The sequence below is a fragment of the Citrobacter sp. wls826 genome, from assembly GCF_005281245.1.
GTDB lineage: Bacteria > Pseudomonadota > Gammaproteobacteria > Enterobacterales > Enterobacteriaceae > Citrobacter > Citrobacter braakii.
Genome location: NZ_SZWS01000053.1, coordinates 249,131 through 261,166 on the forward strand (window position 1 = coordinate 249,131; position 12,036 = coordinate 261,166).

The 12,036-nt window shown below is 54.0% G+C and carries 7 protein-coding genes; 6 read left to right on the forward strand and 1 reads right to left on the reverse strand.

What is annotated here, in order from left to right; all coding sequences use genetic code 11:
• Nucleotides 1–329 precede the first annotated feature (329 nt).
• A complete protein-coding gene (gene yhgN, locus FDW87_RS13655) occupies nucleotides 330–923 on the reverse strand; it encodes an NAAT family transporter YhgN (protein ID WP_003023480.1) in 594 nt (197 codons plus the stop codon).
• A 191-nt stretch (nucleotides 924–1,114) separates the two neighbouring features.
• Between yhgN and asd the strand changes: the two genes are divergently transcribed.
• From asd to glgP, 6 genes are all read left to right on the forward strand, one after another.
• Nucleotides 1,115–2,221, forward strand: a complete 1,107-nt coding sequence (gene asd, locus FDW87_RS13660; RefSeq protein ID WP_016157652.1) for an aspartate-semialdehyde dehydrogenase — start codon at nucleotides 1,115–1,117, stop codon at nucleotides 2,219–2,221.
• Nucleotides 2,222–2,585: 364 nt separating this feature from the next.
• A complete protein-coding gene (gene glgB, locus FDW87_RS13665) occupies nucleotides 2,586–4,769 on the forward strand; it encodes a 1,4-alpha-glucan branching enzyme (RefSeq protein ID WP_016154817.1) in 2,184 nt (727 codons plus the stop codon).
• Nucleotides 4,769–6,745 (forward strand): glycogen debranching protein GlgX, encoded by a 1,977-nt coding sequence (gene glgX / locus FDW87_RS13670; protein WP_019078135.1) that lies wholly within the window; start codon nucleotides 4,769–4,771, stop codon nucleotides 6,743–6,745. Before glgB ends, glgX begins: the two co-directional genes overlap by 1 nt.
• 13 nt (nucleotides 6,746–6,758) lie before the next feature.
• On the forward strand, nucleotides 6,759–8,054 hold the full coding sequence (glgC, locus tag FDW87_RS13675) for a glucose-1-phosphate adenylyltransferase (protein WP_016154815.1): 1,296 nt from the start codon (nucleotides 6,759–6,761) through the stop codon (nucleotides 8,052–8,054).
• Nucleotides 8,054–9,487 (forward strand): glycogen synthase GlgA, encoded by a 1,434-nt coding sequence (glgA, locus tag FDW87_RS13680; RefSeq protein WP_016154814.1) that lies wholly within the window; start codon nucleotides 8,054–8,056, stop codon nucleotides 9,485–9,487. Before glgC ends, glgA begins: the two co-directional genes overlap by 1 nt.
• Nucleotides 9,488–9,506: 19 nt before the next feature.
• Complete coding sequence (glgP, locus tag FDW87_RS13685) at nucleotides 9,507–11,954, forward strand: glycogen phosphorylase (RefSeq protein WP_016154813.1); 2,448 nt, start codon at nucleotides 9,507–9,509, stop codon at nucleotides 11,952–11,954.
• Nucleotides 11,955–12,036 lie beyond the last annotated feature (82 nt).

Sequence of the window (12,036 nt, forward strand, 5' to 3'; positions counted from 1 at the left end):
CATAGAAGTATATGTCGCCAGTATGATTTTCAGAAGGCTAATTCTGGCACCTGATTTTGCAGGTGCAGCGAGAAGATAATGTTTATCCGCGATGCTGACAAGAGGGCATTCCGGAAGGCATCTCGCAGAAATGAAAATACGTTTTTTCAGCGAGTTAAAAGTGTAAGGAATACCTGAAATTACAGCGGTGCCGGAGAGCCTGGATTGTTAAGGGGGCTGCGTAGCCCCCTTAACACGTTCACTGGTGACGAGATCTCAGAGAAGCAATGAGCATAACGTGAACGGAACTGTTCTCCGGGTAACATGCTATCTGAGCCAAAAAGGAGAGATTACCCCTTCATCCACATCCTTACGCCGTCGAGGAACATCTGGGTAGCCATCATCACCAGAATCAGCCCCATCAGGCGCTCCAGTGCGTTCACCCCTTTCTCGCCCAGCAGACGCAAAAACAGCGACGACTGCAGCAAAATCACAAAAGTACCACCCCAGGCGATCAGCAGAGCAATCACCAGATGCCCCATCTGGTTCGGATACTGATGTGATAACAGCATTAATGAAGCCAGGATTGTCGGACCGGCTACCAGCGGGATCGCCAGTGGCACGATAAACGGCTCTTCGCCTGCCGGAAGCCCGGTGCTATTCCCGGTGGCGCTGGGGAAAATCATCTTAATGGCGATCAGGAACAAAATGATGCCCCCGGAGATCGAAACGGTTTCCGCGCGCAGGTTAAGAAATGCCAGTATTTTCTCGCCAGCAAACAGGAATATCAGCATCACCAACAGCGCAATAAACAGCTCGCGAATCATAATCGCGCGGCGGCGTTTGGGTTCGGTATGTTTCAATACGGACATGAAAATGGGCAGATTTCCGAGCGGGTCCATAATAAGGATCAATAAAACTGCCGCTGAAATAATTTCATTCATAACTCAAATTCCCTTACTATTACCACGGACTTTCTGCTTGCTTGCGCAGCGAGATAAGTCGCATTACTGATGGCTTCGCTATCATTGATTAATTTCACTTGCGACTTTGGCTGCTTTTTGTATGGTGAAGGATAGGCCAGTAGGATACTGGTTAGCATACACAGCACACATCTCTGCAGGAAAAAAACGCTATGAAAAATGTTGGTTTTATCGGCTGGCGCGGTATGGTCGGCTCTGTTCTCATGCAACGCATGGTTGAGGAGCGTGACTTCGACGCCATTCGCCCTGTTTTCTTTTCTACTTCCCAGCTCGGGCAGGCGGCACCGACATTCGGTGGAACCGCGACCGGCACGCTTCAGGACGCTTTTGATCTGGATGCGCTGAAGGCGCTCGATATCATCGTGACCTGTCAGGGCGGCGATTATACCAACGAAATCTATCCAAAGCTTCGTGAAAGCGGTTGGCAGGGTTACTGGATTGACGCGGCCTCTTCGCTGCGTATGAAAGACGATGCCATCATCATTCTCGATCCGGTTAACCAGGATGTCATCACTGACGGCCTGAACAAAGGTATTAAGACCTTTGTCGGCGGTAACTGTACCGTTAGCCTGATGCTGATGTCCCTCGGTGGCCTGTTTGCCAATGACCTGGTTGACTGGGTTTCTGTGGCGACCTATCAGGCGGCCTCCGGCGGCGGCGCGCGCCATATGCGCGAACTGCTGTCCCAGATGGGTCATCTGTATGGCCATGTGGCCGATGAACTGGCAACCCCTTCCTCTGCTATTCTCGATATCGAACGTAAAGTGACGACCCTGTCCCGCAGCGGTGAACTGCCGGTTGATAACTTTGGCGTACCGCTGGCCGGTAGCCTGATTCCGTGGATCGACAAACAACTTGATAACGGTCAGAGCCGCGAAGAGTGGAAGGGACAGGCTGAAACCAACAAAATTCTTAACACCTCTTCCGTGATCCCGGTTGATGGTCTGTGCGTGCGCGTCGGTGCGCTGCGCTGCCACAGCCAGGCGTTCACCATTAAACTGAAAAAAGATGTGTCTATTCCGACCGTGGAAGAACTGCTGGCAGCGCACAATCCGTGGGCCAAAGTCGTGCCAAACGATCGGGATATCACCATGCGTGAGTTAACCCCGGCGGCCGTTACCGGCACGCTGACCACGCCAGTAGGCCGTCTGCGTAAGCTGAATATGGGACCGGAGTTCCTGTCAGCCTTTACCGTGGGCGACCAGTTGCTGTGGGGGGCTGCAGAGCCATTGCGCCGTATGCTGCGTCAGTTGGCGTAATGTGGGACTGCCTGATGACGCCACGTTTATCAGGCCTACAAACGACGCGAACCACCTGGCCGGATCAGTCAATACGGCTTTCCGGCAGAGTGATTGCGTGTTTTAACAATGGGTGCTGAGTCACCCATTTTTTTGCGTAATACAGGAGTAAGCGCAGATGTTTCATTTTTTACCAGGAGTAAGATAAAGCATTGGCTATTCTTTAAGGGTGACTTAGTACCGGAGGTATTAAGTTGTTGCCTGAAGGTGGGACGACGCAGAGAGGATGCACAATTGTGCTGCGCCGTTCAGGTCAAAAAAAGTGTCACTACCTGATGTCGAAGATCAGTTGGAAGGCGTGACACCATAAAACAGGATGACAACCATGTCCGTTCGTATCGATAGAGACGTGATTAATGCGCTAATTGCAGGCCATTTTGCGGATCCTTTTTCCGTACTCGGTATGCACCAAACTGACGCTGGACTTGAAGTCCGCGCCCTATTACCTGACGCCACCGAAGTGTGGGTGATCGAACCCAAAACCGGACGCAAAGTCGGCAAGCTGGACTGCCTCGACTCTCGCGGTTTTTTCTGTGCTGTACTTCCCCGCCGTAAAAATTTCTTTCGCTATCAGTTAGCTGTTGTCTGGCATGGACAGGAGAATCTGATTGATGACCCTTATCGTTTTGGCCCGCTGATCCAGGATATGGATGCCTGGCTGCTATCTGAAGGTACGCACTTGCGACCTTACGAAACGCTGGGCGCGCATGCGGATACCATGGATGGCGTAACCGGTACGCGCTTCTCCGTCTGGGCGCCTAACGCTCAACGCGTGTCAGTGGTTGGGCAGTTCAACTATTGGGATGGCCGTCGCCACCCGATGCGCCTGCGCAAAGAAAGCGGTATCTGGGAGCTGTTTATCCCCGGCGCGCAGCATGGTCAACTGTATAAATACGAGATGATCGATGCGAACGGTAAGCTGCGAATCAAAGCGGACCCTTACGCCTTCGAAGCGCAAATGCGCCCGGAAACCGCGTCGCTTATCTGCGGTCTGCCGGAAAAAGTGGTGCAAAGCGAGGAGCGAAAAAAAGCCAACCAGTTTGATGCGCCGATCTCTATCTATGAAGTGCACCTGGGCTCATGGCGTCGTCATACCGATAACAACTTCTGGCTGAGCTACCGCGAACTGGCGGATCAACTGGTGCCTTACGTCAAGTGGATGGGCTTTACCCATCTCGAACTGTTGCCGATTAATGAGCATCCGTTCGACGGTAGCTGGGGCTACCAACCTACCGGTATGTATGCGCCGACCCGTCGTTTCGGGACGCGTGATGATTTCCGCTATTTTGTGAATGCCGCGCATCAGGCCGGACTGAACGTCATTCTCGACTGGGTGCCGGGCCATTTCCCGTCGGACGACTTTGGTCTGGCAGAGTTTGATGGCACCAATCTGTATGAGCATAGCGACCCGCGCGAAGGGTATCACCAGGACTGGAACACGCTGATCTACAACTACGGTCGCCGTGAAGTCAGTAACTATCTGGTAGGCAATGCCCTGTACTGGATTGAACGTTTTGGTATCGATGCGCTGCGCGTAGATGCCGTGGCGTCGATGATTTATCGCGACTACAGCCGTAAAGAAGGGGAGTGGGTCCCGAACGAATTTGGCGGTCGTGAAAACCTCGAAGCCATTGAGTTTTTACGCAATACCAACCGTATTCTTGGCGAGCAGGTGCCGGGGGCCGTGAGCATGGCGGAAGAGTCCACCGACTTTGCCGGCGTTTCAAGGCCACAGGATATGGGCGGTTTAGGGTTCTGGTATAAGTGGAACCTCGGCTGGATGCACGACACGCTGGACTACATGAAGTTGGATCCGGTTCATCGTCAGTTCCATCACGATAAGCTGACCTTCGGCATGCTGTACAACTACACCGAAAACTTTGTCCTGCCGCTGTCGCACGATGAAGTGGTACACGGTAAAAAATCAATTCTCGATCGCATGCCGGGGGACGCATGGCAGAAGTTTGCCAACCTGCGCGCCTACTACGGCTGGATGTGGGCCTTCCCGGGCAAGAAACTGCTGTTTATGGGCAACGAGTTTGCTCAGGGGCGTGAGTGGAACCATGACGCCAGCCTCGACTGGCATCTGCTGGAAGGCGGCGATAACTGGCACCACGGCGTACAGCGTTTGGTGCGCGATCTGAACCTTACCTATCGTCATCACAAAGCGCTGCACGAGCTTGATTTTGACGCTTATGGCTTCGAGTGGCTGGTGGTGGATGACAAAGAACGTTCGGTGCTGGCTTTCGTTCGTCGTGACAAAGTCGGTAATGAAATCATCGTTATCAGCAACTTTACGCCAGTACCTCGCCACGGCTATCGCTTCGGTATCAATCAGCCGGGCAAATGGCGCGAGATCCTCAATACCGACTCGATGCATTATCACGGTAGCAATACCGGTAACGGCGGCGCGGTACACAGCGATGAAATCGCCAGTCATGGTCGTCAGCACTCACTGAGCCTGACGTTGCCACCGCTGGCAACGATCTGGCTGGTGCGGGAGGGATAATGACGCAACTGGCAACCGGCAACGCCACCCCCCATGGTGCAACGTATGACGGCCATGGCGTCAATTTCACCCTCTTTTCGGCCCACGCTGAACGCGTTGAATTATGCGTATTCGATGAGCAAGGCTGCGAACTCCGCTACGACCTGCCGGGGCGTAGCGGCGATGTCTGGCACGGCTATCTGGCCAACGCCCGTCCCGGTCTACGCTATGGCTATCGCGTACATGGTCCGTGGCAACCGCAGCAGGGCCACCGGTTTAATCCGGCGAAACTGCTGCTTGACCCTTGCGCGCGTCGGGTGGATGGCGAGTTAAAAGATAACCCACTGCTGCACGGTGGGCTGAATGAACCGGATCATCATGATAATGCCGCCATCGCGCTGAAGGGCGTGGTGGTGTCCGACCATTATGACTGGGAGGATGATGCCCCGCCGCGCACGCCGTGGGGCAATACCGTAATTTACGAAGCGCATGTCAAAGGGCTGACGTATTTGCATCCTGACCTGCCGGAAGAAATTCGCGGGACCTACAAAGCGCTGGGTCATCCGGTGATGATCGACTATTTCAAGCGCCTCGGCATTACCGCACTGGAGCTGTTACCGGTGGCGCATTTCGCCAGCGAACCGCGGCTTCAGCGGCTGGGCCTGTCAAACTACTGGGGCTACAACCCGGTGGCGATGTACGCGCTGCATCCGGCCTATGCCAGCTCGCCGGAGAGTGCGCTTGATGAGTTTCGCGACGCGGTAAAAGCGCTGCACAAAGCGGGTATTGAGGTCATTCTCGACATCGTTTTGAACCACAGCGCCGAGCTGGATCTCGAAGGACCTGTCTTCTCGCTGCGCGGAATTGATAACCGTAGCTATTATTGGATCAGAGATGATGGCGATTACTACAACTGGACCGGTTGTGGGAACACCATCAATCTGAGCCATCCTGGCGTTGTGGAATACGCATGCGAGTGCCTGCGCTACTGGGTTGAAACCTGCCATGTGGATGGTTTTCGTTTTGATTTGGCTTCCGTCATGGGGCGTACGCCTGAGTTTCGTCAGGATGCTCCGCTGTTTACCGCGATCCAAAACTGTCCGCTGCTCTCACGCGCCAAGCTGATTGCGGAACCGTGGGATATTGGTGAAGGCGGGTATCAGGTGGGGAATTTCCCCCCGCCGTTTGCCGAGTGGAATGACCATTTCCGCGATGCGACGCGACGTTTTTGGCTCCAGCGTAATCTTTCGTTGGGCGAGTTTGCCGGACGTTTTGCCGCATCCAGCGACGTGTTTAAACGCCCGGGCCGCAATCCCAGCGCCACGGTCAATCTGGTGACCGCGCATGACGGTTTTACGCTACGCGACTGCGTTTGCTTCACAAATAAGCACAATGAAGCGAATGGTGAGGAAAATCGCGACGGCACTAGCAATAACTACAGTGACAATCATGGTAAAGAAGGATTAGGCGGCTCGCTGGACCTGATTGAGCGGCGGCGCGACAGCATTCATGCGCTGCTAACCACGCTGTTGCTCTCCCAGGGGACGCCGATGCTGCTGGCGGGTGATGAGCATGGTCATAGCCAGCACGGTAATAATAACGCTTACTGCCAGGATAACGCCTTAACCTGGCTGGACTGGCAGCAGGCAAACAGTGGGCTAACCACATTTACCGCCGCGTTGATTCATCTGCGTCGGCAAATACCTGCATTAACAGGCGATTGCTGGTGGGAAGAGGGCGATGGCAATGTTCGTTGGCTGAATAAGTACGCACAACCCTTAAGTGCGGATGAGTGGCATAACGGCCCGAGGCAGATGCAAATCCTGCTTTCAGATCGTTTCCTGATTGCAATAAACGCCACGCTTGAGGTGACAGATATCGTTTTACCTGAAGGGGAATGGCACGCCATTCCCCCATTTGCCGGAGAGGATAATCCGGTGCTTACGGCGGTCTGGCAGGGACCTGCGCACGGACTGTGTGTGTTCCAGAGAAGATAAAAAGGAGTTAGTCATGGTAAGTTTAGAGAAGAACGATCGTGTAATGTTGGCGCGCCAGCTGCCATTAAAATCTGTTGCCCTGATCCTGGCCGGTGGCCGCGGTACTCGCCTGAAAGATTTAACCAATAAGCGTGCCAAGCCTGCCGTGCACTTTGGCGGTAAGTTCCGCATTATCGATTTTGCCTTATCCAACTGTCTTAATTCCGGGATCCGCCGTATCGGCGTGATCACTCAGTACCAGTCACACACGCTGGTGCAGCATATTCAGCGCGGCTGGTCGTTCTTTAGTGAAGAGATGAACGAGTTCGTCGATCTGCTGCCTGCCCAGCAGAGGATGCAGGGTGAAAACTGGTATCGTGGCACGGCGGATGCGGTGACCCAAAACCTGGACATCATTCGACGCTATAAAGCGGAATATGTGGTGATCCTCGCGGGCGATCATATTTATAAGCAGGACTACTCACGCATGCTGATCGACCACGTTGAGAAAGGCGCGCGTTGCACAGTGGCCTGTATGCCTGTGCCTATTGAAGAGGCCAGCGCGTTTGGCGTAATGGACGTGGACGACACCGATAAAATTATCGAGTTCGTTGAAAAACCTGCCAACCCGCCAGCGATGCCTAATGATCCGACCAAATCGCTTGCCAGTATGGGGATCTACATCTTCGACGCCGATTATCTGTATGAACTGCTGGCGGAAGATGATCTCGATGAAAAATCCAGTCACGATTTTGGCAAAGACATCATCCCGAAAATCACCGAAGCTGGCATGGCATATGCTCATCCATTCCCATTGTCCTGCGTACAGTCTGACCCGGAATCCGAGCCGTACTGGCGCGATGTGGGAACGCTGGAAGCCTACTGGAAAGCAAACCTCGATCTGGCTTCGGTGACGCCTGAACTGGATATGTACGACCAGGACTGGCCAATCCGTACGCATATGGAATCACTGCCGCCGGCGAAATTTGTTCAGGACCGTTCCGGTAGCCACGGAATGACGCTGAACTCGCTGGTTTCCGGCGGCTGTATTATTTCTGGTTCGGTGGTAGTGCAGTCCGTTCTGTTCCCGCGAGTGCGGGTGAATTCATTCTGTAACATTGATTCGGCAGTGTTGTTACCTGAAGTGTGGGTGGGACGTTCGTGCCGCTTACGTCGTTGCATTATCGACCGCGCCTGCGTTATTCCTGAAGGCATGGTGATTGGTGAAAACGCGGAAGAAGATGCTCGTCGTTTCTACCGTTCAGAGGAAGGTATTGTACTGGTCACGCGTGAAATGCTGCGCAAACTGCAGATCAAACAGGAGCGATAATGCAGGTTTTACACGTTTGTTCAGAGATGTTCCCTTTGTTAAAAACCGGGGGACTGGCGGATGTTATTGGGGCGTTACCCGCAGCGCAAATCGCGGACGGTGTGGATGCCCGCGTGCTGCTCCCGGCGTTTCCTGATATCCGTCGCGGCATTCCCGATGCGCAGGTAGTGACGCGTCGCGATACCTTCGCCGGACGTATTACGCTGTTGTTCGGGCATTTCAACGGTGTGGGCATTTACCTGATTGACGCGCCGCATCTCTATGACCGTCCCGGTAGCCCGTATCACGACACTAACCTGTTTGCATATACCGATAACGTGCTGCGTTTTGCGCTGCTGGGTTGGGTCGGCAGTGAAATGGCCTGTGGCTTTGACCCATTCTGGCGCCCGGATGTGGTGCATGCGCACGACTGGCATGCCGGTCTGGCCCCGGCGTATCTGGCGGCGCGCGGCCATCCGGCGAAATCGGTGTTCACCGTGCACAACCTGGCGTATCAAGGCATGTTTTATGCAAAGCATATGGATGACATCCAATTGCCATGGTCGTTCTTTAACGTGCACGGACTGGAGTTTAACGGGCAGATTTCTTTCCTGAAGGCCGGGTTGTACTACGCCGACCACATTACGGCGGTCAGTCCGACCTACGCGCGGGAAATTACCGAGCCGCAGTTTGCCTACGGCATGGAAGGTCTGTTGCAGCAGCGTCATCGTGAAGGACGTCTTTCCGGTGTGCTGAACGGCGTTGATGAAAAAATCTGGAGCCCGGAAACCGATCTGCTGCTGGCGTCGCGGTATACGCGTGAAACGCTGGAAGAGAAGGCGGAGAACAAACGCCAGCTACAGATCGCGATGGGACTTAAGGTTAACGACAAAGTGCCGTTATTTGCCGTAGTCAGCCGCCTGACCAGTCAGAAAGGGCTGGATCTGGTGCTGGAAGCGCTACCGGGGTTGTTAGAGCAGGGTGGACAGCTGGCATTGCTTGGTGCGGGCGATCCGGTTTTACAGGAAGGTTTCCTCGCCGCGGCGGCGGAACATCCGGGACAGGTGGGCGTACAGATTGGCTATCACGAAGCCTTCTCGCACCGCATCATGGGTGGGGCCGACGTTATATTGGTCCCCAGCCGTTTTGAGCCGTGTGGCTTAACGCAGTTGTATGGACTGAAGTACGGCACGCTGCCGCTGGTGCGGCGCACCGGTGGGCTGGCTGATACGGTCTCTGACAGTTCGCTGGAAAACCTGGCGGATGGTATCGCCAGTGGGTTTGTATTTGAAGATAGTAATGCCTGGTCGCTGCTACGCGCGATTCGGCGTGCTTTCGTATTGTGGTCCCGGCCTTCGCTGTGGCGGTTTGTACAACGTCAGGCCATGACCATGGATTTTAGCTGGCAAGTCGCGGCGAAGTCATACCGTGAGCTTTACTATCGTTTGAAATAGATATCCAGGAATCACCTATATGAATGCTCCATTTACTTATGCATCGCCCACACTCAGCGTAGAGGCACTTAAGCATTCTATCGCCTACAAGCTGATGTTCACGATTGGTAAAGACCCGGTTATTGCCAATAAACATGAGTGGCTGAACGCCACGTTGTTCGCGGTGCGCGATCGTCTCGTGGAGCGCTGGCTGCGTTCTAACCGTGCGCAATTATCCCAGGAAACTCGACAGGTTTATTATCTGTCAATGGAGTTTCTGATTGGCCGCACACTTTCCAATGCACTGTTATCGTTGGGTATTTATGACGATGTCAAAAATGCGCTGGAAGGTATGGGGTTGGATCTTGAAGATCTGATCGATGAAGAAAACGACCCTGGTCTTGGCAACGGTGGCCTCGGGCGCCTGGCGGCCTGCTTCCTGGACTCACTGGCAACGTTGGGTCTGCCGGGACGCGGCTACGGTATTCGTTATGACTACGGCATGTTCAAACAGAACATTGTTGATGGCCGACAGAAAGAGTCACCGGACTACTGGCTGGAATACGGTAACCCGTGGGAATTCAAACGCCACAATACGCGTTACAAAGTGCGCTTTGGCGGGCGTATTCAGCAGGAAGGCAAGAAAACGCGCTGGATAGAAACTGAAGAGATCCTCGCGGTAGCCTACGACCAAATTATTCCCGGTTATGACACAGACGCCACCAATACGCTGCGCTTGTGGAATGCCCAGGCCAGTAGCGAAATCAACCTCGGTAAATTTAACCAGGGCGACTACTTTGCGGCGGTGGAAGATAAAAACCACTCCGAGAACGTCTCCCGTGTGCTGTATCCGGATGACTCCACCTATTCAGGACGCGAGCTGCGTTTGCGCCAGGAGTATTTTCTGGTCTCCTCCACGGTGCAGGACATCCTGAACCGTCATTATCAACTGCACAAAACCTACGACAACCTGGCAGATAAGATCGCCATTCACCTCAACGACACCCATCCGGTACTGTCGATTCCTGAGCTGATGCGTCTGCTGATCGATGAGCATAAATTCAGTTGGGATAATGCGTTTGAGGTCTGCTGCCAGGTCTTCTCGTATACCAACCACACCTTGATGAGCGAAGCGCTGGAGACCTGGCCTGTCGATATGCTGGGCAAAATTCTGCCGCGCCATCTGCAAATCATCTTTGAGATTAACGACTACTTCCTGAAGACGTTGCAGGAACAGTATCCGAACGATACCAGTCTGCTGGGACGGACGTCGATTATCGATGAATCCAATGGCCGCCGGGTGCGAATGGCATGGCTCGCAGTGGTGGTGAGCCACAAGGTTAACGGCGTTTCTGAGCTGCACTCCAACCTGATGGTGCAGTCGCTGTTTGCTGACTTTGCGAAGATTTTCCCGACTCGTTTCTGTAACGTCACCAACGGCGTGACGCCGCGCCGCTGGCTGGCGCTGGCTAACCCATCGCTCTCTGAGGTACTGGATGAGAACATTGGTCGCACCTGGCGAACCGATCTCAGCCAGCTAAGCGAGCTTGAACAGCACTGCGATTACCCGCTAGTAAATCAGGCGGTGCGCCGTGCGAAGCTGGAGAATAAAAAGCGTCTGGCAACGCTCATTGCCCAGCAGCTTAACGTGGTGGTGAACCCGAAATCGCTGTTTGATGTGCAGATCAAGCGTATTCACGAATACAAACGCCAGTTGATGAACGTGCTGCATGTGATCACCCGCTACAACCGCATTAAGGCCGATCCTGACGCCGAGTGGGTGCCGCGTGTGAATATCTTCGCCGGTAAAGCGGCTTCGGCCTATTATATGGCGAAGCACATCATTCACCTGATCAACGACGTCGCGAAAGTGATCAACAACGATCCGCAAATTGGTGACAAGCTGAAAGTGGTGTTTATTCCTAACTACAGCGTCAGCCTGGCGCAGGTGATTATTCCTGCTGCCGACCTGTCTGAGCAGATTTCGCTGGCCGGGACCGAAGCCTCTGGTACCAGTAATATGAAGTTTGCCCTCAACGGTGCGCTGACCATTGGGACGCTGGACGGTGCCAACGTCGAGATGCTGGAGCATGTGGGCGCAGAAAATATCTTTATCTTTGGTAATACGGCGGAAGAGGTCGAAGCCTTACGCAGCCAGGGCTACAAGCCGCGTGAGTATTACGAGAAAGACGAAGAGCTGCACCAGGTGCTGACGCAGATTGGCAGCGGTGTATTCAGCCCTGAGGAGCCGGGGCGCTATCGTGACCTGGTTGACTCGCTGATCAACTTTGGCGACCACTATCAGGTTCTGGCGGATTATCGCAGCTACGTTGACTGCCAGGATAAGGTTGACGAACTGTATCGCCACCCGGAAGAGTGGACCACCAAGTCGATGATTAATATCGCCAACATGGGCTACTTCTCGTCGGACAGGACGATCAAAGAGTACGCCGAAAACATCTGGCATATCGACTCGGTGCGGTTGTAACAAGGGCAGGACGACCTGTAGGCCGGATAAGGCGTTAACCGCCATCCGGCAAAAGGCCCGGTAGCGCTGACGCTTACCGGGC

Coding starts and splice junctions, on each gene's coding strand:
- yhgN (WP_003023480.1), bottom strand. CDS start 923: ATGAATGAAATTATTTCAGCGGCAGTTTTATTGATCCTTATTATGGAC.
- asd (WP_016157652.1), top strand. CDS start 1,115: ATGAAAAATGTTGGTTTTATCGGCTGGCGCGGTATGGTCGGCTCTGTT.
- glgB (WP_016154817.1), top strand. CDS start 2,586: ATGTCCGTTCGTATCGATAGAGACGTGATTAATGCGCTAATTGCAGGC.
- glgX (WP_019078135.1), top strand. CDS start 4,769: ATGACGCAACTGGCAACCGGCAACGCCACCCCCCATGGTGCAACGTAT.
- glgC (WP_016154815.1), top strand. CDS start 6,759: ATGGTAAGTTTAGAGAAGAACGATCGTGTAATGTTGGCGCGCCAGCTG.
- glgA (WP_016154814.1), top strand. CDS start 8,054: ATGCAGGTTTTACACGTTTGTTCAGAGATGTTCCCTTTGTTAAAAACC.
- glgP (WP_016154813.1), top strand. CDS start 9,507: ATGAATGCTCCATTTACTTATGCATCGCCCACACTCAGCGTAGAGGCA.